Here is a 23,798-nt window from a genome sequence, read left to right as displayed (position 1 = left end):
CGTCTCGAGGGTCACTGCGCTCCTCCTTCGAACGACGCTTCGTACTTCGCGAGCCACGCCTTCTGCTCGGCGATCAGCGGGTGCGCCTCGCTGTAGACGTGGTCGAACATCCGGCTGACCGGCGGCGGGCCGAGCTCGACCGTGCGGGCGCGGAGGTCTTCCGCGGCATCCGCGCCTTCGGCGTCGACGTCGGCGAAGAAGGATGCCGCCGCTCCCCGGTTCTCGAGGAACGCGCGCATGCGGGTGATCGGGTCGCGCTGCGCCCACGATTCCTCTTCGTCGTTCCCGCGGTACTTGGTGGGGTCGTCGCTGGTGGTGTGCGCGCCCAGGCGGTAGGTGACCGCCTCGATCGCGCGCGGCCCCTGGCCGGTGCGCGCCTCGTCGAGCGCGGTGCGCGAGACGGCGTAGCTCGCGAGCACGTCGTTGCCGTCGACGCGGACGCTGGGGATGCCGTAGCCGGCGCTGCGCTGCACGAGCGGAACGCGCGACTGCGTCGATACCGGCACCGAGATCGCCCAGTGGTTGTTCTGCAGGAAGAAGACCGTCGGCGACTGGTAGCTGGCGGCGAAGACCATCGCCTCGTGCACGTCGCCCTGGCTGGAGGCGCCGTCGCCGTAGTAGACGATGACCGCTTCGTCGCGGTCGACGTCACCGCTGCCGGAGCGGCCGTCGAACGCCAGGCCCATCGCATAGCCCGTGGCGTGCAGTGCCTGCGACCCGAGCACGAGGGTGTAGAGCCGGGTGTTGCCGTTCTTGGGATCGGTGGGATCCCAGCCGCCGTGCGAGACACCGCGCATCAGCTTGATGATGTCGAGCGGGTCGACGCCACGGATGCGGGTGACGACGTGCTCTCGGTACGACGGGAAGATGGTGTCCTGCGCACGGGCCGCTCGACCCGAGCCGACCTGCGCCGCCTCCTGGCCGCGGCTCGGCGGCCAGAGCGCCAGCTGCCCCTGTCGCTGCAGGTTGGTGGCCTGGGTGTCGATGGCGCGGATGACGACCATGTCGCGGTAGAACTGCTCGAGTTCGGCATCGCTGATCGATTCGATCAGCGACAGGTACCGCTCCGCAGCGGGGGTAGGGGCGAATCGGCCGTCTGCCTCGAGGACGCGGACGATTTCGTTCTCTGACGAGCTCACCGTTCCACGCTATCCGAGGAACGGTGCCTAGGGCTGGAGAGTCCGCACAACGGATTCAGAAACCTGTAGGACCTTGTCCACCGATTCATGCTCTCCGACGGATATGCGGATGCCGTCACCCGAGAACGGGCGCACGACGATGTCGCCGGCGACGAAAGCCGCGGCGACCTCGTCGGTGCGGTCGCCGGCGGGCAGCCAGACGAAGTTGCCCTGGGAGTCGGGCACCTTCCAGCCCTGGGCGCGGAGCCCGGCGACGAGGCGGGTGCGGCGGGCGACGATCTCGGTGACGCGTTCGAGCAGCTCGGCTTCGGCGTCGAGGCTCGCGATGGCCGCGTTCTCCGCCGCAGCCGTCACGGAGAGGGGTACGCCGGTGACGCGGGCCGAATCGAGCACCTTCTCGTGGCCGATCGCATAGCCGATGCGGAGGCCGGCGAGTCCGTACGCCTTCGAGAAGGTGCGCAGGACGACGACGTTCGGGTGCCGGTCGAAGATGCGCTCGGCGAGACCGTCCACCGCGTCGGGTGCGGTGACGAACTCGGCGTATGCCTCGTCGAGAATGATCAGGACGTCGGCGGGGACCCGCTCGACGAACGCGGCGAACTCGCCACTCGTGATGATCGGACCGGTCGGGTTGTTGGGCGTGCAGACGATGATCGCGCGGGTGCGATCGGTGACGGCATCCGCCATCGCGTCGAGGTCGTGACGCGCGTCGGCGGTGAGCGCGACCGGGACTCCGGTCGCTCCCGAGATGAGCGGCAGGCTCGGGTACGCCTCGAACGACCGCCACGCGTAGATGACCTCGTCGTCGACGGATGCCGTGGCGAGGATCAGCTGATGCAGGATCGACACGCTGCCCGCGGCGACGTGCACCTGGTCGGGCTCGACGCCGTACCGCGCACCGAGGCGCTCGCGCAGCCGCAGCGCCGTGGCGTCGGGGTAACGGTTGATCGGCGTGATGTGCTGCATCGCCTCGACCACCGACGGCAGCGGGTCGAAGGGGTTCTCGTTGCTCGACAGCTTGAACGCATCGGGTCCCGCCTGCTTGCCCTGGCGGTACGGCGCGAGCGCGGCGATGGCGGGGCGGATGCGGGGAAGGATCGGGTCGGTCACGAGGACGAGTCTACGAGTGCTCGAGGGAAGCGCAGCGGACGAGTCCTCCTGACAATCACCACTCCCGCGTGGAAGACTGGGCGGACCATGCGCTTCATCATCCGAGTCGTCGTCAACGCGTTCGCCCTGTGGGTCGTGACGCTGATCCCCGCGCTGCAGGTGAGCATCATCGCGTTCCCTCCGGGCGAGACGCTGCAGCTCGTGCTCACGCTGCTCGCGGTCGCCGCGATCTTCGCGCTCGTGAACACGATCATCGGCACCGTCGTGAAGATCGTCGCGTTCCCGCTGTACATCCTCACCCTCGGGCTCATCGGGTTCGTCATCAACGGCTTCCTGCTGTGGCTGACCGCCTGGATCACGAGCGGCTTCGGCTGGGGGCTCACGGTCGGCCACTTCTGGTGGGGCGTCGTCGCCGCGCTGATCATCTCGATCATCAACGGCATCTTCGGCTTCATCCTGCGCCCGCAGGCGAAGAAGCAGCGCCGCCGCGACTGAGGTCACAGCACGTCCTTCCGTCGCCACCACTCGTCTCCGATGACCGGTGCCGGTGCGAGCGACCCGCCCGGTGCCACCACGTCCTCGGGCAGCACGCGCTCGGCCCGATAGTCGGTCGACGTGACCGAGGTCGCCTGACCGAGTTCGTTCCACAGGCCGTCGAGCCCGTCGACCCGCGGGTCACCCGACTCCTCGACCATCTCGGCGGTCTCGACGTAGGTATCGAGCATGTGCGGTTCGAGCGTGAGATCCTGCAGACCCTCGACCGGATCGCCGACGCGCTCCGCGGTGAAGCTGTCGGGAGAACCGGTCCCGCCGGGGGATCCGCCGCCGGCCAGGGAAGACACGACATCGTCGGTGTGCCGCAACTGCACGAGCGTCTGGTCGTCGTCGAGCGTCGGCTCGACCGGGCTTCCCGCGGTGATCTCCACACCGACGTCGTAGACGTCGTCCATCGCGAGATGCGAGGCGATCGCCCCTCCCTGCGAGTGCCCGACGACATCGACCCGGTCACCCGGTTTCGCGCCCGATGCCTTCAATGCGTCGAGCGTCGCTTGGTAGGAGGCCGACTTCTGTTTCGAGTAGAGCTCGACGTTGGACTTCATGTCCCACGGCTCCTTCCCCCCGCTGAGGAGCGACTGGGTGCCCTTCACATACGCGACGAAGCGGTTCGTCCCATCGGGCATCGTGTACTTCTCCACCCGCACCTGCGCTCCCCCGGAATTCGGAAACCGCTGGAGGGCCTCCGGCAGCGACGTCGGCGGGGCTTTCGGGGTCGTCGTCGCGACCGGAGTGACGCGCACGGCATCCGCCCTGCCCTGCAGCGTCGTCCCCTTCGGGATCACCCCCTTGCCGAGCAGGGCCGCCGCCATACCGATCCCGCCGAAGAGTCCACCGAACCACGTATCGAACCCGACCTGCGTATCGAGTCCATCGAACCGGTGCGTGCCCCAGTCCAGAACGAGGGCAGTGACGAGGCCCTGGACCCGGGGATCGGCATCCAGGATCTCGTCGGCCCGTGCGTTCAAGGCAGCCGCCGCAGCGGCATCGCTCGCGGCGAGCGCCTCCGCCTGCGCGCGCAGCTCGACCACCTCGTACGCGTCCGCCATGAGCAGCGTCGAGGACGCCGTCGTCTCGGCCGTGAGCCGCAGCTCGTCGAGTCGGGTGCGACTGCGTCCGAGCGCATCGAAGCCGCTCCACGAACGGCAGGCGGCCGATCCCATGAGCAGCGCATAGGCGTTACCCGCAGCGGCCGCACCCTGCGCGAGTGACCCCGCCGCCGCGGCCAACCGCGTGCCGATGTCGCGCAGCACCTCGGTGTCGACCGAGATCGCGCCGCCGTAACGGATGTCGAGGTCGTCGCTCATCCGAGTCCCACCGCTCGCTGCTCCGCCTCGGTCGACTCCAGGATCATCACCTCGAGGGCGACGAGTCCGCGCTGCTCGGCCATCGTCTCGTGCAGCGACCGCAGCCCGTCGGACGACCATTCGGTCTCGTCGACGAGCGGATCGAGCGTCGCCGCTGCGGTCTGCGTGAAGTCGAGGGCGACGCGGAGCTGAGCCCCGGCCTGCTGCCACATCGACAGGTCGTACGGGGTCCACTCATCGGTGGTCGGGAGGGCGATCGAGGAGTACATGCCCACAGCCTGCGCCGCGCGACGACTCGGCGATCACCGTGGGCGCACGAGCGGTGCAGAGCATCGCTCGATCGCGAGCTGTGCAGGATGAGTCCGACCCCGAACTGTGCACGACGGCCCGGGAGCGGCAGAATGGTTCTGTGACATCCCCGGATCCCTTTCGCGTGATCTTCGTGTGCACGGGGAACATCTGCCGATCCCCCATGGCCGAGGTCGTCTTCCGCGACCTCGCCGAGCATCAGGGGCTGGGCTCGCGCATCGTCTCGCGCAGCGCGGGGACGGGCGACTGGCACCTCGGCGAGCGCGCCGACCACCGCACGATCGACTCGCTCGCCCGCCGCGGGTACGACGGATCGCAGCACCGCGCGAAGCAGTTCACCGCGGCATCCTTCCTCGAGAACGACCTCATCGTGGCCCTCGACCGCACGCACGAGCGCATCCTGCGCGAGTGGGCGCGCGACGAGGACCAGGAGGGCAAGGTCACCCTCCTCCTCGGCTTCGACCCCGACGCCTCGACCCACGATGTGCCCGATCCCTACTACGCCGGCCCCGAGATGTTCGATTCGGTGCTCGGTATGATCGAGACGGCGACTCGCGGGCTGTTCCGTCAGCTCGAACCCGCCCTGCGCCAGCCCCGCACGCCCCGCATCTGACGGGCCCGATCAGGAGGATTCCCCTGACTTTCCAGCCTTCGCTTCCGCCGCAGCCCCTGAGCCCCCTCGACGGTCGCTACCGCGGCACCGTCACCGGACTCGCCGACTTCCTCTCGGAGGCCGGCCTCAACCGGGCCCGCGTCGAGGTCGAGGTCGAGTGGCTCATCGCCCTCACCGACCGCTCGCTGTTCGAGACCTCCCCCCTGTCGGATGCCGACAAGGAGCGCCTCCGCGCCCTCTACCGCGACTTCGGCCAGGCAGAGATCGACTGGCTCGCCGAGAAGGAGGCGGTCACCCGCCACGACGTCAAGGCCATCGAGTACCTCGTGCGCGACCGCCTCTCGACGCTCGGCCTCGACGCGATCGCCGAGCTGACGCACTTCGCCTGCACGAGCGAGGACATCAACTCGGTCTCGTACGCGCTCACCGTCAAGCGCGCGGTCGAGAGCGTCTGGCTCCCCGCCCTCGACTCCGTCATCGCCAAGCTCCGCGAGCTCGCGGTCGAGCACGCCGACGCCGCGATGCTCTCGCGCACCCACGGCCAGCCCGCGACCCCGTCGACCATGGGCAAGGAGATCGCCGTGTTCGCGTGGCGTCTCGAGCGCGTGCGCGGCCAGATCGCGGCATCCGACTACCTGGCGAAGTTCTCGGGCGCGACCGGCACGTGGTCGGCGCACCTGTCGGCCGACCCCGACGCCGACTGGCCGACCATCGCCCGCGAGTACGTCGAGGGCCTCGGTCTCGGCTTCAACGTGCTCACCACTCAGATCGAGTCGCACGACTGGCAGGTCGAGCTCTACGACCGCGTGCGTCACGCCGGCGGCATCCTGCACAACCTCGCCACCGATATCTGGACGTACATCTCGCTCGGCTACTTCGCGCAGATCCCCGTCGCCGGTGCGACCGGGTCGTCGACCATGCCGCACAAGATCAACCCGATCCGCTTCGAGAACGCCGAGGCGAACCTCGAGCTCTCGGCGGCGCTGCTCGGGTCGCTCTCGCAGACGCTCGTCACGAGCCGCCTGCAGCGCGACCTGACCGACTCCACCACGCAGCGCAACATCGGCGTCGCGTTCGGGCACTCGCTGCTCGCGCTCGACAACCTGCGCCGTGGGCTCAATGAGATCTCGCTGTCGCGCGACGTGCTGCTCGCCGACCTCGACGTGAACTGGGAGGTGCTCGCCGAGGCGATCCAGACGGTCATCCGCGCCGAGGTCGTCGCCGGTCGCTCGAGCATCACCGACCCGTACGCCCTGCTCAAGGAGCTCACCCGCGGACACCGCGTCGGTGGCGCCGAGCTCGCCGAGTTCGTGCAGGGCCTCGAGATCGGCGACGCGGCCAAGCAGCGCCTGCTCGCGCTGACCCCCGCCACGTACACGGGAATCGCCGAGCGCCTCGCGCGCTGACGCCTCTCCGCCACGCAGAAACGCACCCCATGCCCATCGGGCGGGGTGCGTTTCTGCGTTCGGCTCGGGCACGCGCGTGCACCAATTCAGGAAGATCGGTCGACTGCGATCGGCGGGTCCGCGGGATTCCGCGGGTCACCCCACTCGGCGGCCACGGTTTTCCTGATTTATGACACGCGCCAGGCGGGCACGCCGCCGGCAGCACTATTCCGTGCGGTCGGTGCGGGCGTCGCCCGCGGCAGTGCCGTCGTCGGACTCGGGGTCGTAGAGCACAGGACGGTCGACCGTCTTCGTGACGTCGGCCGGGTCGACGGCCAGGATCAGCATCGCCAGCATGAGCAGCGTCACGATGAACGCACCGCCGCCGACGACCAGTCCCAGCATCACCGGAGTGAGGCCCTCGTAGCTGCCGTTCGCGATCGCGGTGTTCACGCGGGCCGTGAAGGCACCGGTCGAGACGAGCGTCACGATCATCGCGAACACACCGCACGCGAGGGCGATGCCCAGCAGGTGCAGCGGCCGCAGGATGTCGCGGCGGGTGGGCTTCTCTTCGCTCATCGGGCGTCTCCGCTCTCGGCGGGAACGGATGCCGGGCCGACGGCATCCGCCTTCTGGGGCGTGAGTCCGGCGATGCCGAGGAAGACGGCGACGAGCGCGGCGTAGCCGCCGAGCATCCCGACCCCGAGGATGATGCCGGTCAGCTCGAAGGTGCCCGCTTCCTTGATCGTGTAGTCGTGGGTGAAGCCGGCGGGGATCACCCAGAGCAGCACGGCGAGCAGGATGCCGAACGACCCGATGATGATGGAGTCACGAGCCGTCGGGTCCGTGCCGATACGGCGAGCGCGGATGCCGGCGAGCAGTTCGGTCAGACCCGTCGCGAGCGCCCAGGCGCCGACGACGATGAAGAAGACGTCATTCGTGCGCCACACGGGGATGCCGGTCGCCATGCCGGCCGCAACGCTGAGCAGGCCGATCACGACGGCGGGCCACCGCGACCCCGCGGGGAACACCAACCACACCGACAGCAGCATCACGAGGGCCGTCGCGATCGCGAAGCCGCTGAAGACCGAGAGACCCACCGCCGCGGAGTGATCGGACGAGAACGTGATCATGAGGGCGGCGACGGCGGCGAACAGCGCGCGCAGCAGTTGCACGTTGCGCACGGTGAAGGTGCGGGAAGGGGCAGACATGAAGATCCAGAGTCCTCCGGGGTTGTGCTCCCAGTCTACGCGGGGGCGCCGGGGCGGAAGGACGGGGGCTGTTCGCGGGGCCCGATGGATCTCCCCAGATCGATCATCGGGCCCCACGACTACGCAGCACGGGGGCATCGCTGCGCCCGATCATCCTCCGCAAGGTCGGGCACCCTGCCTGCGTCGAGACGATCACGTCGACCCCACTTCGTCACCCAGGTCCCCAGGGGTGGCCTCGTGCGGTCGTAAGCTCACTCTAAACAGCAGTTCTTCACATACCGGAGGGGGTCTGTGATGGAGAGTGAAGATTTTCTGAAGCCCTCGAACGGGCCCGGCTTCCCCGCCGCGTTCAGGGATGCGATCAACGCGCGCCGCGTGACGCTGTCGTGGGTGCAGGAGCGTCTGCGCGCCCGTGGCAACCAGGTGTCGATGGCGACGTTGAGCTACTGGCGCTCGGGGGCGCGGCATCCGGAGGGCGCACAGTCGCTGGCCGCGGTCGCCGATATCGAGGAGCTGCTGCACCTCGACCGCGGTGCGCTGACCGGGCTGCTGCGGTCGTCGCGAACGGGGCCGCTCGGACCGAACCTCTTCCCGATCGACGAGCACGCCATCGAAGAAGCCGTGAAGGAGGCCTTCGCGGCGCTCGGTGCCGAGTACCCCGACACCTCGCGCGAGCTGACGACGCACTCGGTGACGGACGTCGGGATCGAGGGGCACGTCGTGCAGAGCCGCACGCGCAGCATCGTGCAGTCGACGATCGGCACCATCACGGCGATCCCGTTCCTCGAGCTCACCCCCGGCATCCCCACTCCGGCGCCGGAGTTCGCCGCCGACTTCGGGGGTCGCATCGCGAATCGATACTCGCACCCCAGCGGCGAGGTGCACGGCGTGCTGTTCGAGCTCGACGCACCGCTCACGGCGCCGAACACGGCGATGGTCGAGTGGTCGGTGTCGTATCCGCCGGGGTACCCGCCGCAGCTCGAGACCGGGCACGCGGTCGCCCGCCAGTGCCGCGAACTGCTGGTGTGGACGAGGTTCCATCCCGAAGCGCTGCCGGACTGGTTCGAGGAGCAGGTCGACACTCCGCAGAGTCAGACGGCGACGCCGGTGACGCTGGAGTCGGGCACATCGATCCACCAGGTGCGCCGCGCGTTCGGGCCGGGCGCGCTGCTGTTGCGCTGGGGCTTCGGCGAGCGCGAACCCGAATCGGATCCGTCGGGTCAGCCGGGCTGATCGCCCGTCGCGACCGGACGCCCCGGCGTGTTCGACCACTGGCTCCACGACCCCGGGAAGACCTTCGCCTCGATGCCGACCTCGTCGAGCACGAGCGCCGTGTGCGCGGCGGTGACGCCCGAGCCGCAGTACGCCGCGACGTGGGTGCCCTCGGCGATGCCGACGGTGGCCAGGTTCGCGCGCACGGTCGCGGCGTCGAGGATGCGTCCGTCGGCGTCGAGGTGCAGCATCGTGGGCAGGTTGACGGCGCCGGGGATGTGCCCGGCGATCGGGTCGAGGGGCTCGGTCTCACCGCGGTAGCGCTCGGGAGCGCGCACGTCGAGCAGCACTCCGGATGCCGGGAACGCCGCCGCCTCGTCGATCGACAGGGCGTCGTCGCCGATCTCGCGGAGCACCGCGGTGCCCTCCTCGGGCGACTCATCGGCCGTGTCGACGTCGTGCCCGGCGGCGATCCATCCGCGGATGCCGCCCTCGAGCACATGCACGTCGACACCCGCCTGGCGCAGCAGCCACCACGCCCGCGCAGCGGCGAGGCCCTTCGCATCGTCGTAGGCGACGACCAGATCGCCGTCGTGCACACCCCAGCGGCGCACCGCCCGCTGCAGGGTCTCGGTCGACGGCAGCGGGTGGCGGCCCTCGGAGGCCTCGCCGTGCGTCGCGAGCTCGGAGTCGAGCGGCACGTAGACGGCACCGGGGATGTGGCCCTCGAGATACTCCGCGTGCCCGTCGGGGCGGTCGAGCCGCCAGCGCACGTCGATCACGCGCACGGGGGCACCCTGCTCGCGCAGGTCGCTCAGTTCGTCGGGGCTCACGAAGTTGCTCATGCAGCGAGGCTACCGACGCGTTCGATGCATCCGCTCGGAGCCGACATTCTTCGTGATCTTCCGGCATCCAGCTCGGCGCTATCCTCGATGAGGCAGCCGTCGAGAAAGGGCCCCGCGATGCCCACTCGTCTGCGCTGGATGCGCTTCCGGCCACAAGAAGCCGCCCTCATCGCGATCACCGCGGTCTGGGGCAGCACCTTCCTGCTCGTGCACTGGGCGATGCAGCACTCGGGTCCGTGGTTCTTCGTGGGGCTGCGCTTCCTCGTGGCGGGACTCATCAGCGTCGTCATCTTCCACCGCGTGCTGCGCGGCATCCGCTGGCGGGACATCGGCGCCGGCGTCGCGATCGGCGTCATGATCTACCTCGGCTACGGCTTGCAGACCGTCGGACTGCAGACGATCGACTCCAGCACCTCCGCCTTCATCACCGCGATGTACGTGCCGCTGGTGCCGCTCGCGCAGTGGGCCGTGTTCCGCAAACGCCCGCCCGCGATGGCGTTCGTCGGGGCGGCGCTCGCGTTCGTCGGGCTCGTGCTGATCGCCGGACCCGACGCGTTCTCTCTCACCCTCGGCGCCGGCGAGATCGCCACGATGATCAGCACTCTGCCGATCGCGGCCGAGATCATCCTCATCAGCGTGTTCGCCGGGCGCATCGACCTCGGACGCATCACGATCGTTCAGCTGCTCACGGCGGGCGTGCTCGGACTGCTGACCATGCCGGTGGTCGGCGAGGGGTTCCCTGCGTTCTCGTGGGTGTGGGTCGTGTGCGCGGTCGGGCTGGGCGCGGCGAGCTGCCTCATCCAGCTCACGATGAACTGGGCGCAGAAGTCGGTCTCCCCCACGCGCGCGACGATCATCTACGCGGGCGAACCGGTCTGGGCGGGCGTGATCGGGCGCATCGCCGGTGAGCGCCTGCCCGCCCTCGCCCTGGTCGGCGGCGGACTCGTGGTGCTCGGCATCCTCGCGAGCGAGCTGAAATTCGTGCGGCGGCGGGCGGATGCCGCGTCCGGAGGAATTTCGGGAATAGACCCGGCCGCGCCGCGTTCTACCCCACATGATTGAAAGTTCAACGGTGGTTCCCCTCGCCTCCGAGCGGACCCGCGTGCGCGTACCGATGGCCTTCGCCGACGGGTACTCCACCACCGCCGACGTCGTCACCTTCGACGGCCTCGTCGACGGACGCGAGCACCTGCTCCTCGGCCTCGGCGACTGGCGCGCGGCGCTCGACCGTGCAGCCGACGGCGGACCCGCCCCCCTCGTGCGCCCGCACAGCGAGTGCCTCACCGGAGACGTCTTCGGTTCGCAGCGCTGCGACTGCGGCCCCCAGCTGCGCGAGGCCGTCGAACGCATCGCCGACGAGGGCGGCTTCCTTCTGTACCTCCGCCAGGAGGGTCGCGGCATCGGCCTCTACGCCAAGCTCGACGCATACGCGCTGCAGGACTCCGGCCTCGACACCTACGAGGCGAACGTCGCCCTCGGTCGCGGCGAGGACGAGCGCGACTACACCGTCGCCGCTCAGATGCTCACGGCGGTCGGAGTGGACGGCATCCGCCTGCTCAGCAACAACCCCGACAAGGCGCGCCAGCTCGAGGCCCTCGGCATCCGAGTGACCGAGCACGTGCCCACCGGGGTGCACCTCTCGGAGGCGAACACCCGCTACCTCGAGGCCAAGCGCGACCACACCGCGCACACCATCGACCTCTCGGCGGCGTGAGCATGGACGCGCGGATCGACGGACAGACGGATGCCGTGCGGCACCCGCGCCGGCTCGACGACGCCGAGATGCAGACGTGGCTGCCGGTCATCCGCTTCGTGCAGCTGCTGCCGCAGGTGCTCGATCGCGCGCTGAAGGACGAGGTCGGGCTCAACCACGCGCGGTACGCGATCCTCATCATGCTCGCCGGGCAGATCGACGGCGGGGCGACCACCATGACCGAGCTCGCCCGCATCGCAGGGCTCAGCCGGTCGCGCCTGAGCCACGCGATCGACTCCCTCGAGGAGCGCGGATGGGTGGAACGCACGTCGTGCGGCGCCGACAAGCGCACGCTCTCCGCAGCCCTCACCCCGGCCGGGCGCGACCTGTTGCGCGAGGCGGCCCCCGTGCACGTCGAGCAGATCCGCGAACTCGTGCTCGACCCGCTCACCGACGAGGAACGCGGTCAGCTCGCCGGCATCCTCACGAAGCTGCTGCCCGGGGTGACGGCGGCGCTGTAGGTGGCCTCGTCGCTACGCCGAGCCACCCCCAGCGTGTTCTGCTCTGAGCAGAAACGATGGATGCCCGGGAACCGTGCGTCGTACCGTGAGGCATGGCCGACATCGCCCCCTTCCCGCGCACGCCCCGCCCGAGCGACCCCGAGCCGCTGTGGCGCCACCTCCTCGGCGAGCAGTTGCGCCGACGCCGCCACGACCGCGGTGAGACCCTCACCGAGACCGCCGACAACGCGGGCGTCTCGCCCCAGTACCTCTCGGAGGTCGAGCGCGGGCGCAAGGAGCCGTCGAGCGAGATGATCGCGGCGATCGCCGGCGCACTCGACACCAGCCTCATCGAGCTCACCAGCGCGGTGGCCGATGGGCTGCGCACGGCGTCGGTGCCGGCATCCGCCCGTGCATCGGTCTTCGCCCTCGCGGCCTGACCCTTCGTCTCGTCGCTGCGCTCCTCGCTCAGGGACAGGTTTCTCGGCCGGTTCCTGAGCGCCCTTCGTCTCGTCGCTGCGCTCCTCGCTCAGGGACCGCGAAGCGAGACGAAGGGCCCGCCCTACCCCCTTACCCCCGTTCCCCCAGCACCGTGTCGATCAGTCCGTAGGCCTGGGCGGCGGATGCCGTGAACACGCGGTCGCGGTCGGTGTCGGCACGCAGCTCCCGGGCCGTGCGGCCGCTGTGCCGGGCGAGGATCTCCTCCATGTCGGAGCGCACCCGCACGACCTCGTCGGCCGCGAGGATCAGGTCGGGGATCGCCCCGCGCGACTGCCCCGCCGGCTGGTGCAGCACCAGTCGGGCGTGCGCGAGTGCGGCCCGCTCCCCCGGTGCTCCGGCGGCGACGAGCAGTGCGGCGGGTCCGATCGCCTGTCCCACGCACGTCGTCGCGATGCTCGGGCGGATGTGCTGCATGGTGTCGTAGATCGCGAGCGCCGCCCCCGGATCGCCGCCCTCGCTGTTGATGTAGAACTGGATCGCGCTGTCGGGGCTGTCGGCGTCGAGGTGCAGCAGCTGGGCGATCAGCGCGTTCGCAACGCCCGCGTCGATGCCGGTGCCGAGGTAGATGACGCGCTCGGCGAGCAGGTGCGAGTACACGTCCATGACGCGCTCGCCCCGCGGATGCTGCGCGATCACGTTCGGGATCGTGTAGCCGCTCATGCGCCCGCCCCCAGCCCGACCCGCGCACGTCGCCGGGGCATCACGTCGGAGAGAGACGACACGATCTCGTCGATGAAGCCGTAGTCGCGCGCCTGCTCGGCCGTGTACCAGCGGTCGTGCAGCGAGTCCTCGAAGATGCGCTCACGGGTCTGCCCGGTGTCGTCGGAGATGAGTCCGAGCACCGTGTCGCGCATGTGGCGGAGGTCGTCGGCCTGCGTCTCGATCTCGCCCGCCGATCCGCCGATCCCCGCCGAGCCCTGATGCATGAGGATGCGCGCGTGCGGCAGCGCCCGACGCTTGCCCGCGGCGCCCGCCGAGAGCAGGAACTGCCCGGCGCTGCACGCCAGCCCGAGCGCGAGGGTCGAGACGTCGTTGGGGATGAGCCGCATGATGTCGCGGATCGCGAGCATCGACGGCACGGAGCCGCCGGGCGAGTGGATCCAGAGGGCGATGTCGGTCGCAGCATCCTCGGCCGAGAGGGTGAGCAGCTGCGTCATCAGCAGCGTGCCGTTGTCGTCGTCGAGGGCGCCGTCGAGCACCAGGACGCGTTCGTGGAACAGGGCGCGTCGGGCCTCGGGCCCGAACTGCGGGAGGGGGTTCTCTTCGCTCATGCCCCCAGCATCCGCCGGTCACCCCTCGCGCACGCCGGAATCTGCCCTCGGCCGATCCGCCCTGGGCAGAGGGCCCCTTCACGGCGCGTAACACCGTCGACTCACGCGGTTCCTAGGCTGGAGGCATGGCCAAGCATGAAGCGAACTCGTGGTCCGAGGACGGCATCAACTTCCGCACCCGCAAGTGGGTGCGCCCGGAGGACCTCAACGCCAACGGGTCTCTGTTCGGCGGGAGCCTGCTGAAGTGGATCGATGAGGAGGCCGCGATCTACGCGATCGTGCAGCTCGGCAACTACCGCGCGGTGACGAAGCTGATCTCGGAGATCAACTTCGAGGCCTCCGCCGTGCAGGGCGACCTGATCGAGATCGGTCTGACGGCCACGCACTTCGGCCGCACCTCGCTGACGATGCGGGCCGTCGCGCGCAACATGATCACGCGCAAGCGCATCCTCACGATCGAGAAGATCGTGTTCGTGAGCCTCGACGAGGACGGCAACCCGACCCCGCACGGCTACCGCGACATCACCTACAACCGCGACCGGATGCCCACCGAGCGGCTCTCGACCGGAACGGTCATCCTGCCCAAGCTCTGAGCGGCGGGCGCGAGCGCGGCGAACGCGGTCGCGAGGTCGGCGATCAGGTCGTCGGCATCCTCGAGTCCGATCGACAGGCGCAGCACGTCGGCGGCGGGGCGCGCCTCGGCCGGCACCGGTCGGTGCGTGAGCGCGGCGGGGTGCTGGATGAGCGAGTCGACGCCCCCGAGCGAGACCGCGTGGGTGAAGAGCGTGGTGGCCGAGGCGACGGCGGATGCCGCGGCATACCCGCCCTGCATCCGCATCGCGATCATCGCCCCGGTGCCGCGCATCTGACGGTCGAGGATGCCGTGCGGGTCGCCGTCGAGCCCGGGGTAGAAGACCTCGGCGATCTCGGGCCGGTCGAGCAGCCACGACACGATGCGGCGGGCGTTCTCCTGCTGGCGCTGCATGCGCACGGGCAGGGTCGCGAGCCCGCGGTGCAGCAGGTACGCGCCGAGCGGGTGGAGCAGGCCACCCGTCACGGCGCGTACGCGTCGTAGCGCTTCGGCGGTCTCCTCGCCGCAGGCCACGACTCCGGCGATCACATCGCCGTGCCCTCCCAGGTACTTGGTCGCGCTGTGCAGCGACATCGCCGCACCGAGATCGATCGGGTTCTGCAGGATCGGTGTCGCGAACGTGTTGTCGACGACCACCGGCACCTCGCCCGCGAGACGGACGACCTCGGCGATGTCGGCGATGTCGAGCGTGGGATTGGCGGGTGTCTCGAGCACCACCAGCCCGGTGTCGGGACGGATGCTGCCCGCCACCTCGTGCGGATGGCAGTAGGTGACCTCGGCGCCGAGCAGCCCCGAGCCGAGCAGATGGTCGGTGCCGCCGTAGAGCGGGCGCACCGCGACGACGTGGCGCTTGCCGACCGCATTGGTGTGCGCGAGGATCACGGCGGTCATCGCCGCCATGCCCGACCCGAAGGCGACGGATCCCTCGGCGTGCTCCATCTCGGCGAGCGCCTCTTCGAAGCGGGCGACGGTCGGGTTCCACAGGCGCGCGTAGACGAGGCTGCCGTCGGCGGGCGGGCGCCCACCGGTCGCCATCGCCTCGTAGGAGTCGCCGCCGCGCTCGACGTCGGGCAGTGGGTTCGTGGTCGACAGGTCGATCGGCAGCGCGTGCACTCCGAGGTCCGCGAGGTCGGAGCGGCCGCTGTGGACGGCGACGGTGTCGGGATGCAGCGGGGCGGTCATCCCTCCATGTTGCGCGAATCACGACGTCCACGGTGAGAATCGACAGCATCCGCCGCCGATCACACTGATATCGCTATTCTGAGCAAGAACGGATGCCGAGGAGGACCCGACATTGCCCAAACCCCCAGGATCGCCGCTCGACGAGACCGACCTCGCGTTGCTCGCCGTGCTCACCCGCGAGGCCGACATCACGAACAAGGCCCTCGCCCACCGCCTGAACCTCGCCGAGTCGACCTGCGCGCACCGCGTGCGGGCGCTGCGCGAGCGCGGGATCATCCGCGACACCCGGATCCGCCTCGACGAGGCATCCGTCGGCTATCCGTTGCAGGCGATCATCAAGGTGCGCCTCGCCAACCACACCGGCCCCACCGTCACCGCGCTGTTCGACGCGCTCGCGAGCGTGCCGCGCGTGCTCCAGGTCTTCCACGTCGCCGGGGTCGACGACTTCCTCGTGCACGTCGCCGTCGAGGACGCGACGGCGCTGCGCGACATCGTGCTCGAGCACATCACCGTGCACCCGGTCGTGCGCGGCACCGAGACGCAGTTGGTGTTCGAGCTGCGCGACGGCGCCGGGCTGCTCGCGCGCTAGCGGCGGCATCGGCCCGTTCCGGAATCAGCCATTCGCGCGACGGGAGCGACGGACCTGCGCGAGGATGGAACCCATGACCCGCAGTGCCACCGCCGCCACGCAGACCATCCGCGAGATGCGCGACTTCCTGTTCGCGAACGCGACCGACTACGACGCCGCCCGCGCGGGGTTCGCGTGGCCGCAGGTCGACGAGTTCAACTTCGCGCTCGAGTGGTTCGACGTCGTCGCCGGCGAGGCACCCGACCGCCCCGCGGTGCAGATCGTCGAGGCCGACCTCTCGCTGCGGTCGTGGACCTACGGCGAACTCTCCCGCCGGTCCGACCAGGTCGCCGCGTGGCTGACCGGTCTCGGCATCCGTCGCGGCGATCACCTGATCGTGATGCTCGGCAACACCATCGAGCTGTGGGAGGTGATGCTCGCGATCACCAAGATCGGCGCGGTGTCTATCCCGACCTCGACGCTGCTGTCGGCATCCGACCTCGCCTACCGGATCGATCACGGCCGCGCCCGCGCGGTCGTCACGCTCGGCACCCTCGGCGACCGTCTCGCAGACATCGACGACGGCATCCTGCGCATCGGCATCGGCGACGGCATCCCGGCGGGTTGGGAGCGATTCGCCAATTCGGCGGATGCCCCGACCGTCTTCGAGCCCGACGGGCCGACGCCCGCCACCGACACCTCGCTGCTGTACTTCACCTCGGGTACCACCAACCGTCCGAAGCTCGTGCAGCACACCCACGTCTCGTACCCGATCGGGCACCTGTCGACCATGTGGTGGCTGGGCGTGCGCCCCGACGACGTGCACCTCAACATCTCGTCGCCCGGCTGGGCGAAGCACGCGTGGTCGAGCTTCTACTCGCCATTCCTCGCCGAGGCGACCGTGTTCGTCTACAACTACGCGCGCTTCGATGCGAACACCCTCATGCAGGTCATGGACACCCACCACGTGAGCACGTTCTGCGCGCCGCCGACGGTGTGGCGGATGCTCATCCAGGCAGACCTCGCCCGCCTCACCCACCCGCCGCGCGAGCTCGTCGGCGCCGGAGAACCGCTCAACCCCGAGGTCATCGACCGCGTGCGCGACGCGTGGGGTGGAACCATCCGCGACGGCTTCGGGCAGACCGAGATGACCTGCTGCGTGGGCAACTCCCCCGGGCAGCCCGTGAAGGTCGGCTCGATGGGACGGCCGCTGCCCGGGTACCCGGTGGTGCTGCTCGACCCGGTGACCGGCGAGATCGTCGACGGGGCGAGCGAGGGCGAGATCGCGCTCGACCTGTCGCAGCCGCCGCTGGGGCTCATGGCCGGGTACTACGACGACCCCGAGAAGACCGCGGAGTCCCGCGTCGGCGGCTACCACCACACCGGCGACATCGCGGTGCGCGACGACGAGGGGTATCTCACCTACATCGGGCGCGCCGACGACGTGTTCAAGGCATCCGATTACAAGATCTCCCCGTTCGAACTCGAGTCGGTGCTGCTCGAGCACGACCTCGTGATCGAGGCGGCGGTCGTGCCCAGCCCCGACCCGACGCGCCTGTCGGTGCCGAAGGCGTACGTCTGCCTGACGGCGGATGCCGCGGCCGACGGCGAGGCCGCGCGCTCGATCTTCGCCTACGCGAACGAGCGCCTGTCGTCGCACCTCTGGGTGCGGGTCATCGAGTTCGTGGACGAGCTGCCCAAGACGATCTCGGGCAAGATCCGCCGCGTCGAACTGCGGGCCCGCGAGGCCGCCCGCGTCGAGGCCGGAGATGCGGCCGGGCAGCACTGGGAGCGCGACTACCGCTGAGAGCGTTCTCGGCCCAGCCGGTACTCAGCGCACGACGGCGATCGCGCCGGTCGCGGTGCTCGGCGCGCGCGCCGGGACCCGGATCGTGGTCGTGGCCGGGGCGGGCTGCGCCGCCTCGACCACCGCTGCCGCTCGTGCCGCGCTGCGCGTCATGCGCCCGTTGTCGGCGGCGCTGATGATCGCGCGCACGATGCCGCCGAGCACGAGCATCGCGCCCAGGGCCGCGCCCGAGATGATGAGGGGCAGCCACTGGTGGGCGAACGATGCCGTGGAGCTCAGGAGCGCCGCGGGAATCCACACCCCGACCGCTCCGCCGCTGAGCCCACCGGCACCGCGAGCGATCGCGGCCCCCGCCACGATCGCGCAGACGACGGCGATCGCCGCGCCGATCCATCCGATCGGAACCAGAAATCCGGCCAGGTCCCTGGCAATGGCAGCTGTCGTCATGATGACCCCCCGGTCTGCGGAATCTCCGCACTCTCCACAGTAGAAAAGCGTACGCGGATCCCCATCCGTCTCACGCATGATCTTTGTCATCCTTTCGGAGGACAGCGATCGGAACCCTTCTTCTACTAGACGACCGAAGTGCTCATTTCTGACGCGGTTTCGGCGTTCGATTCGCGTGGGGTCCGGATGCCTCAGCGGCGCGCCCTAGGGCGCGACGGGCGCAGGGTCAGCCGACGCAGGCCGCGCTTGCGCACGACGGGGATCGGCTGGGTGACGACCGCGTCGACCACCATCGATCCGTCGGTCGGGCCGACGATCGCCATCGCCGAGGTCTCGGTCGCCTCGGCGGGCGCGACGGGCAGTTTCGCGAGCGCGCGATGCGCCTTCACGTACGCGGGCACCAGCAGCACGATCGCGCCGACCCAGGCGAGCGGGTTGCTCAACGCGACGCCCGCGAACCCGATGACCGCGCCGAGTGCGACCGCCGCGACGACGCGCATGACCAGCTCGATCACGCCGGTGACCGTTGGAACGAGCGTGTGGCCGAGCCCCTGCAGGGCGCCGCGCAGCACGAACAGGATGCCGAGCGCCCAGTAGCCCGCACCGTTGATGATGAGCATGAGGTGCGCGAGATCGACGACCTCGTCCGACCCCTCGCCGACGAACAGGCGCACCATCGGCGCACCGAAGGCGACGAGCAGTCCGCCGAGCACGAGGCCCGCGGCGATCGCCATCCACGTCGCCTCCTTGACCCCGCGGCGGATGCGGTCGGGGCGGCGTCCGCCGTGGTTCTGCGCCGCGTACATCGAGGTCGCCAGTCCCAGCGACGAGAGCAGGGCGACGGCGAGACCGTCGACGCGCGAGGCGGTGGTGTAGGCGGCGACGGCATCCGATCCCAGCGTGTTCAACGCGACCTGCACGGTCAGCGTGCCGATCGCGATGATCGAGGCCTGGAAGCCCATCGGCAGGCCGAGGCGCAGGTGCTCGGCGATGTCGGCGCGGGTGACGCGCCAGTCGCTGCGACGCAGGTGCAGCATCGGCAGGCGACGGCGCACGAACTCGAGGCACAGGGCGACCGAGATGGCCTGGGCGATGACGGTGGCGAGGGCCGCTCCGCCGACGCCCCACTCGAGCGGGCCGACCATGAGCACGACGAGTCCGACGTTGAGCGCGCACGAGATCGTGAGGAATACGAGCGGGGTGCGCGAGTCGCCGATCGCGCGGATGATCGCCGACAGGTAGTTGAAGAACATCGTGGCGCTCGCGCCGAGGAAGCTGATCTGCGTGAACGTCGTCGCCTCGGGCATGAGCTCGGTCGGTGTCTGCAGGAGGGCGAGCAGGGGGCCGGCGATCAGCGGCGCGCACGCCGTGAGGATCACGCTCGTCGCGCCGCTGAGCAGCACGCCGGTCGCGACCGAGCGACGGACGGCCGCGTTGTCCCGCGCACCGAACGCCTGGGCGATCGGGATCGCGAATCCGCTCGTCAGTCCCCACGCGAAGCCGAGCAGCAGGAACAGCAGGGGTCCGGTCGCTCCGACCGCGGCGAGCGAGGTCACGCCGAGGTGCCGCCCGACGACGATCGCGTCGGCGAACTGGTAGAGCTGCTGCACGACGTTGCCGAGCAGCAGGGGGATCGAGAAGGCGAGGATGACGCGCCACGGACGGCCCGTCGTGAGGGAGGTTGCCATGAGGGAGGACTCGCAGGGCTGGAGTACGGATGCGGGGATGGCGGCACTGCTCCGTGTCGCGGGAAAGAGTCTATCGAATCGATTCGGTGAAGTGCACGCGAATCCGTGGATAGGGTGGGCGGATGAGCAGGTATCCGGCGACGATCGCGGATGCCGTCGACCACGAGCTCGTCATCAAGAAGTCTCGGTTCCTCACGCACATCGCGCCGGTCGGGTCGGTCGAGGAGGCCGAGGCGGTGATCGCCGGCATCCGCAAACGGGCGTGGGATGCCGCGCACAACTGCACCGCGATGGTGACCGGTCTGCTCGGCGATCAGGCCCGCTCGTCGGACGACGGAGAACCGTCGGGCACCGCGGGGATCCCGATGCTCGAGGTGCTGCGCCGCCGCGACCTGACCGATGTCGTCGCCGTCGTCACCCGCTACTTCGGTGGCGTGAAACTCGGCGCCGGCGGGCTCGTGCGGGCCTATTCGACCGCGACCTCGGAGGCGCTCGACCTCGCCCGGCTGGTGCGGCGCGAGGCCCTCACCCAGGTGCGGATCGAGGTCGCGCACGCCGACGCCGGGGGCTTCGACAACCTGCTGCGCGACTGGGCCGGCCACCACGGCGCCACGCTCGGCGAGCCCGCGTACGGCGCGGCGGCCACGCTCGAGGTCTGGGCGCCGGCGCTCGAGATCGCGCACCTGACGGATACCGTGGCCGCGGCATCCGGCGGGGGCGTCGTGCCCGTGGTCGGTGTCGAGCGGGTGGTCGACGTTCCGGAGTGAGGGCGGTGTCCCGCGCGGATATTCTGAGGGGATGTTCGACAGCCCGCTCTCGGCCTCGGCGTACGAGGTCCTCGGGGTGACGCCGGGCACCGACGACGACGAGTTGCGGCGCGCGTATCGCGCCCGCCTGCGCGAGGCGCATCCCGACACGGGCGGCGATGCGGCGGTGTTCATCCGGGTGCAGCGGGCGTGGGAACTCATCGGCACCCCCGCGGGCCGCGCGAGCTACGACCGCACGCGCAGCGGCGGAGACGAATGGCGCGCGCCCGAGCCCGTCCGCACCGACACACGCCCGCGGCCGAAGACCTCCGGCGAGGCCGGCGCCTGGCGCCGCGCCCGCTACGTGGCACTGCTCGAGGAGTGGGCGGGCGAGAGCATCCCCGACCCGTACGCCCCGAGCCTCGTGCGCGCCGCACCCCGCGCCCTGCGCCGCCTGCTCGCCGACGCCCTGGCAGAAGAGGGCACCGCCCACGCGGTGGCGGGGCTGGGCATGGGCTTCACGCTCTGGCACGGGATCGCGACCGGGCCCGCGAGCGCCGGCGACGACGCGGATGCCGAGCACCGCCTCGACCACGTGATCCTCGGACCGTCGGGCCTGTACGGGGTGATGTCGGCCGACTTCGGCGGCGTCGTGGGTTTCCGCCGCGGCGAGATCACGGGCCCCAGCCTCGGGCACCGCGCCCCCGTGACCGACCTGCTCGCGCAGATCCGCTCCATCGCCCGGGCGGCCCGCGTGACCTTCAGCGGCGCGATCGTGGTGCTGCCCGACGACGACCTCTCGATGCCCTCGACGCCTCTCGGGAGCATTCGCGGTCTGCCCGTCTTCGTCGTGCGCCGCAGCATCCTGCCCACTCTCCTGCGCCAGGGCCTGCCGGGCACACGGGTGATCGGCGGCAACGAGCTGTTCGACATCCGCACGCGGTTGCGGCACAGCATCCGCCACCTCTGACGCACGCGATCGGGCGACACGCGGGCCGACACGCCGTACTTTTGAATCACTAAAAAGAACGGGTAGGCTCGGAGACATGGAGACCGCACTCGATCAGGCGCTTCGCGGCGCCGGACTGAGGGCGACTGCGGGCCGCGTCGCCGTTCTCGAGGCGCTGGACTCCATGGCCCATACGGATGCCGAACGCCTCTACCGGGCGATCTCGGAGGTGCTGCCGACCACGTCGATCCAATCGGTGCACAACATCCTCGCGGACCTGACGACGGCGGGCCTCGTCCGCCGGATCGAACCGGCAGGCTCCGCAGCGCTCTACGAACGGCGCATCGGCGACAACCATCACCACATCGTCTGCACCTCCTGCGGGGCAGTCGGCGATGTGGACTGCGTCGTCGGCGAAGCGCCGTGCCTCACCCCGTCGTCTTCGGGGGGATTCACCGTCCAGACAGCAGAAGTCACCTTCTGGGGCCTGTGCCCCAGCTGCCAGAACGCCGCGCAGTAGTCCGACGCATCCGCCACCGACCCGCCACCCGCGGAGAAGGGCTGTTCGCCGTACCCGCGCGCAGAAGGAGAACACCATGACGAAACCCGCCACCACCACCCAGACCGGCACCCCGGTCGCGAGCGACGCGCACTCGCTCACCGTCGGAGCCGACGGCCCCACCGTCCTGCACGACCGCTACCTCGTCGAGAAGCTCGCCTCCTTCAACCGCGAGCGGGTGCCGGAGCGCAACCCGCACGCCAAGGGCGGCGGCGCTTTCGGCGAGTTCGTCGTCACCGAAGACGTCTCGGCCTACACCCGCGCGGCCGTCTTCCAGCCGGGCGCCACCAGCGAGACGCTGCTGCGCTTCTCCTCGGTCGCCGGCGAGCAGGGCTCCCCCGACACCTGGCGCGACGTGCGCGGCTTCTCGCTGCGCTTCTACACGACCGACGGCAACCTCGACATCGTCGGCAACAACACCCCCACCTTCTTCATCCGCGACGCGATGAAGTTCCCCGACTTCATCCACTCGCAGAAGCGCCTCGGCGATTCGGGTCTGCGCGATGCCGACATGCAGTGGGACTTCTGGACGCTCTCGCCCGAGACCTCGCACCAGGTCACCTACCTCATGGGCGACCGCGGCCTGCCGCGCAGCTGGCGCCACATGAACGGCTACGGATCGCACACCTACCAGTGGGTCAACGCCGCAGGCGAGCGCTTCTGGGTGCAGTACCACTTCCTGTCGAAGCAGGGCGTCGAGGCGATGGGAGCCGACGAGGCCGAGCGCCTGGCCGGATCGGATGCCGACTTCTACCGCCGCGACCTGTTCGACTCGATCGCCGCGGGCGACTTCCCGGAGTGGGACGTCTACGTGCAGATCATGCCGTACGACGAGGCCAAGGCGTACCGCTTCAACCCGTTCGACCTCACCAAGACGTGGTCGAAGAAGGACTACCCGCGCATCAAGGTGGGAACGTTCACCCTGAACCGCAACCCGGAGAACTTCTTCGCGCAGATCGAGCAGGCGGCGTTCTCGCCCGGCAACCAGGTGCCCGGTACCGGCATCTCGCCGGACAAGATGCTCATGGCCCGCGTCTTCGCCTACCCCGATGCGCAGCGTCACCGGGTCGGCACGAACTACAACCAGCTGCCGGTCAACCAGCCGCATGCCGCAGAGACCCGCAACTACATGCACGAGGGAAACATGCAGTATCGGTTCAACCCCGCCGAGCACCGCGTCTACACCCCGAACTCCTACGGTGCGGCCGGCGGCCCCGAGGCCGACCCGCAGGCGGGTGTCGAGGCGAGCTGGGAGTCCGACGGCGAGCTGATCCGCTCGGCGGCGACCCTGCATCTCGACGACGACGACTTCGGTCAGGCCGGCACGCTGTACCGCACGGTCTTCGACGACGAGCAGCGCGCACGCTTCCTCGAGACCCTGACCGGGCAGGGGAAGTCGATCACGGTCGACGGCATCCGCGAGCGCTTCTTCCAGTACTGGACGAACGTCGACGCCGCGCTCGGAGAGGCCCTCCGCAGCCGCGTCTGAGCTGAGGCGGGTCGCTGACGGAGTCGCGTCGAGACCCACCACCCCCGTCGAGACCCATCGCCCCGCACGTCGGGGGCGGTGGGTTTCGACGTTCCCGGTGGGTTTCGTCGTGTCTGGAGG

The 23,798-nt window shown here is 70.0% G+C and carries 27 protein-coding genes; 15 read left to right on the top strand and 12 right to left on the bottom strand.

Translation table 11 applies throughout. The features are described 5' to 3' along the window. Positions 1-11: 11 nt before the first annotated feature. Together ACI2JZ_RS07725 and ACI2JZ_RS07720 are read right to left on the bottom strand one after the other, a co-directional pair. Positions 12-1,139 carry a thiamine pyrophosphate-dependent dehydrogenase E1 component subunit alpha gene (locus tag ACI2JZ_RS07725; protein ID WP_336641499.1) on the bottom strand — a complete coding sequence of 376 codons (1,128 nt, stop codon included), beginning with the start codon at positions 1,137-1,139 and terminating at the stop codon, positions 12-14. Between the two features lie 27 nt (positions 1,140-1,166). Beyond that, positions 1,167-2,249, bottom strand: coding sequence for a histidinol-phosphate transaminase (locus ACI2JZ_RS07720; protein ID WP_404597103.1), 1,083 nt, complete (start codon positions 2,247-2,249; stop codon positions 1,167-1,169). 87 nt (positions 2,250-2,336) lie between these two features. On the opposite strand from ACI2JZ_RS07720, the gene ACI2JZ_RS07715 reads away from it, so the two are divergent. Then, the gene (locus ACI2JZ_RS07715; RefSeq protein ID WP_247624194.1) at positions 2,337-2,744 is read left to right on the top strand and encodes a phage holin family protein; all 408 of its coding nucleotides are present in this window, start codon (positions 2,337-2,339) and stop codon (positions 2,742-2,744) included. A gap of 2 nt (positions 2,745-2,746) precedes the next feature. Here the strand turns inward: ACI2JZ_RS07715 and ACI2JZ_RS07710 are convergent, their stop codons facing one another. Both ACI2JZ_RS07710 and ACI2JZ_RS07705 read right to left on the bottom strand, forming a co-directional pair. Further along, complete coding sequence (locus ACI2JZ_RS07710; protein WP_404597102.1) at positions 2,747-4,111, bottom strand: hypothetical protein; 1,365 nt, start codon at positions 4,109-4,111, stop codon at positions 2,747-2,749. Then, positions 4,108-4,380, bottom strand: a complete 273-nt coding sequence (locus ACI2JZ_RS07705) for a hypothetical protein (RefSeq protein ID WP_247624192.1) — start codon at positions 4,378-4,380, stop codon at positions 4,108-4,110. The genes ACI2JZ_RS07710 and ACI2JZ_RS07705 overlap by 4 nt, the downstream gene beginning before the upstream one ends. A 164-nt stretch (positions 4,381-4,544) precedes the next feature. Here ACI2JZ_RS07705 and ACI2JZ_RS07700 point away from each other — a divergent pair, with 164 nt between their 5' ends. Continuing rightward, complete coding sequence (locus tag ACI2JZ_RS07700; protein ID WP_282185387.1) at positions 4,545-5,033, top strand: low molecular weight protein-tyrosine-phosphatase; 489 nt, start codon at positions 4,545-4,547, stop codon at positions 5,031-5,033. Between the two features lie 23 nt (positions 5,034-5,056). Then, the gene (purB, locus tag ACI2JZ_RS07695) at positions 5,057-6,439 is read left to right on the top strand and encodes an adenylosuccinate lyase (protein ID WP_404597432.1); all 1,383 of its coding nucleotides are present in this window, start codon (positions 5,057-5,059) and stop codon (positions 6,437-6,439) included. 204 nt (positions 6,440-6,643) lie between these two features. Here purB and ACI2JZ_RS07690 read toward each other — a convergent pair whose 3' ends face one another. Both ACI2JZ_RS07690 and ACI2JZ_RS07685 read right to left on the bottom strand, forming a co-directional pair. Then, positions 6,644-6,997, bottom strand: a complete 354-nt coding sequence (locus ACI2JZ_RS07690) for a hypothetical protein (RefSeq protein ID WP_247624190.1) — start codon at positions 6,995-6,997, stop codon at positions 6,644-6,646. After that, a complete protein-coding gene (locus tag ACI2JZ_RS07685) occupies positions 6,994-7,629 on the bottom strand; it encodes an acyl-CoA synthetase (protein ID WP_404597101.1) in 636 nt (211 codons plus the stop codon). Before ACI2JZ_RS07685 ends, ACI2JZ_RS07690 begins: the two co-directional genes overlap by 4 nt. Before the next feature lie 294 nt (positions 7,630-7,923). On the opposite strand from ACI2JZ_RS07685, the gene ACI2JZ_RS07680 reads away from it, so the two are divergent. Continuing rightward, the gene (locus ACI2JZ_RS07680) at positions 7,924-8,862 is read left to right on the top strand and encodes a hypothetical protein (protein WP_404597100.1); all 939 of its coding nucleotides are present in this window, start codon (positions 7,924-7,926) and stop codon (positions 8,860-8,862) included. Here ACI2JZ_RS07680 and ACI2JZ_RS07675 read toward each other — a convergent pair. Then, complete coding sequence (locus tag ACI2JZ_RS07675) at positions 8,850-9,686, bottom strand: sulfurtransferase (RefSeq protein ID WP_404597099.1); 837 nt, start codon at positions 9,684-9,686, stop codon at positions 8,850-8,852. The genes ACI2JZ_RS07680 and ACI2JZ_RS07675 overlap by 13 nt on opposite strands. A 117-nt stretch (positions 9,687-9,803) precedes the next feature. Between ACI2JZ_RS07675 and ACI2JZ_RS07670 the strand changes: the two genes are divergently transcribed. From ACI2JZ_RS07670 to ACI2JZ_RS07655, 4 genes are all read left to right on the top strand, one after another. Beyond that, entirely contained in the window at positions 9,804-10,748 is a 945-nt protein-coding gene (locus ACI2JZ_RS07670; protein WP_404597098.1) for a DMT family transporter, read from the top strand. Next, positions 10,741-11,400, top strand: a complete 660-nt coding sequence (gene ribA, locus ACI2JZ_RS07665; RefSeq protein WP_404597097.1) for a GTP cyclohydrolase II — start codon at positions 10,741-10,743, stop codon at positions 11,398-11,400. The genes ACI2JZ_RS07670 and ribA overlap by 8 nt, the downstream gene beginning before the upstream one ends. A 2-nt stretch (positions 11,401-11,402) precedes the next feature. After that, positions 11,403-11,900, top strand: coding sequence for a MarR family winged helix-turn-helix transcriptional regulator (locus ACI2JZ_RS07660; RefSeq protein ID WP_247957171.1), 498 nt, complete (start codon positions 11,403-11,405; stop codon positions 11,898-11,900). Positions 11,901-11,992: 92 nt separating this feature from the next. Next, positions 11,993-12,319, top strand: a complete 327-nt coding sequence (locus tag ACI2JZ_RS07655; RefSeq protein WP_404597096.1) for a helix-turn-helix domain-containing protein — start codon at positions 11,993-11,995, stop codon at positions 12,317-12,319. Positions 12,320-12,449: 130 nt separating this feature from the next. Here the strand turns inward: ACI2JZ_RS07655 and ACI2JZ_RS07650 are convergent, their stop codons facing one another. Beyond that, positions 12,450-13,040: a ClpP family protease gene (locus tag ACI2JZ_RS07650; RefSeq protein WP_404597095.1), complete on the bottom strand. Its 591-nt coding sequence runs from the start codon at positions 13,038-13,040 to the stop codon at positions 12,450-12,452. After that, the gene (locus ACI2JZ_RS07645; RefSeq protein WP_404597094.1) at positions 13,037-13,651 is read right to left on the bottom strand and encodes a ClpP family protease; all 615 of its coding nucleotides are present in this window, start codon (positions 13,649-13,651) and stop codon (positions 13,037-13,039) included. Before ACI2JZ_RS07645 ends, ACI2JZ_RS07650 begins: the two co-directional genes overlap by 4 nt. Before the next feature lie 125 nt (positions 13,652-13,776). On the opposite strand from ACI2JZ_RS07645, the gene ACI2JZ_RS07640 reads away from it, so the two are divergent. After that, the gene (locus ACI2JZ_RS07640) at positions 13,777-14,244 is read left to right on the top strand and encodes an acyl-CoA thioesterase (protein ID WP_247633526.1); all 468 of its coding nucleotides are present in this window, start codon (positions 13,777-13,779) and stop codon (positions 14,242-14,244) included. Here the strand turns inward: ACI2JZ_RS07640 and ACI2JZ_RS07635 are convergent. Further along, positions 14,178-15,425: a trans-sulfuration enzyme family protein gene (locus tag ACI2JZ_RS07635; RefSeq protein ID WP_404597093.1), complete on the bottom strand. Its 1,248-nt coding sequence runs from the start codon at positions 15,423-15,425 to the stop codon at positions 14,178-14,180. The genes ACI2JZ_RS07640 and ACI2JZ_RS07635 overlap by 67 nt on opposite strands. Before the next feature lie 112 nt (positions 15,426-15,537). Here ACI2JZ_RS07635 and ACI2JZ_RS07630 point away from each other — a divergent pair, with 112 nt between their 5' ends. Continuing rightward, positions 15,538-16,014: an Lrp/AsnC family transcriptional regulator gene (locus tag ACI2JZ_RS07630; RefSeq protein ID WP_247633524.1), complete on the top strand. Its 477-nt coding sequence runs from the start codon at positions 15,538-15,540 to the stop codon at positions 16,012-16,014. A gap of 73 nt (positions 16,015-16,087) precedes the next feature. Next, on the top strand, positions 16,088-17,800 hold the full coding sequence (locus tag ACI2JZ_RS07625; protein WP_404597092.1) for an AMP-binding protein: 1,713 nt from the start codon (positions 16,088-16,090) through the stop codon (positions 17,798-17,800). Positions 17,801-17,824: 24 nt separating this feature from the next. Here the strand turns inward: ACI2JZ_RS07625 and ACI2JZ_RS07620 are convergent, their stop codons facing one another. Both ACI2JZ_RS07620 and ACI2JZ_RS07615 read right to left on the bottom strand, forming a co-directional pair. Then, entirely contained in the window at positions 17,825-18,247 is a 423-nt protein-coding gene (locus ACI2JZ_RS07620) for a hypothetical protein (RefSeq protein WP_247624176.1), read from the bottom strand. A 191-nt stretch (positions 18,248-18,438) separates the two neighbouring features. Continuing rightward, positions 18,439-19,935, bottom strand: a complete 1,497-nt coding sequence (locus ACI2JZ_RS07615; protein ID WP_404597091.1) for an MATE family efflux transporter — start codon at positions 19,933-19,935, stop codon at positions 18,439-18,441. 122 nt (positions 19,936-20,057) lie between these two features. Between ACI2JZ_RS07615 and ACI2JZ_RS07610 the strand changes: the two genes are divergently transcribed. The 4 genes from ACI2JZ_RS07610 to ACI2JZ_RS07595 all read left to right on the top strand — a co-directional run bounded on the left by ACI2JZ_RS07610 (position 20,058) and on the right by ACI2JZ_RS07595 (position 23,678). Next, complete coding sequence (locus tag ACI2JZ_RS07610; RefSeq protein ID WP_404597090.1) at positions 20,058-20,702, top strand: IMPACT family protein; 645 nt, start codon at positions 20,058-20,060, stop codon at positions 20,700-20,702. Between the two features lie 31 nt (positions 20,703-20,733). After that, positions 20,734-21,651: a J domain-containing protein gene (locus ACI2JZ_RS07605; RefSeq protein WP_404597089.1), complete on the top strand. Its 918-nt coding sequence runs from the start codon at positions 20,734-20,736 to the stop codon at positions 21,649-21,651. A gap of 76 nt (positions 21,652-21,727) precedes the next feature. Continuing rightward, positions 21,728-22,150 carry a Fur family transcriptional regulator gene (locus tag ACI2JZ_RS07600; RefSeq protein WP_404597088.1) on the top strand — a complete coding sequence of 141 codons (423 nt, stop codon included), beginning with the start codon at positions 21,728-21,730 and terminating at the stop codon, positions 22,148-22,150. 76 nt (positions 22,151-22,226) lie between these two features. After that, a complete protein-coding gene (locus ACI2JZ_RS07595) occupies positions 22,227-23,678 on the top strand; it encodes a catalase (protein ID WP_404597087.1) in 1,452 nt (483 codons plus the stop codon). Positions 23,679-23,798: the final 120 nt, after the last annotated feature.

Source organism: Microbacterium sp. NPDC087868, assembly GCF_044900755.1.
In the GTDB taxonomy this organism is placed as follows: domain Bacteria; phylum Actinomycetota; class Actinomycetes; order Actinomycetales; family Microbacteriaceae; genus Microbacterium; species Microbacterium galbinum.
This window is presented reverse-complemented; position numbering and strand designations above follow the sequence as displayed.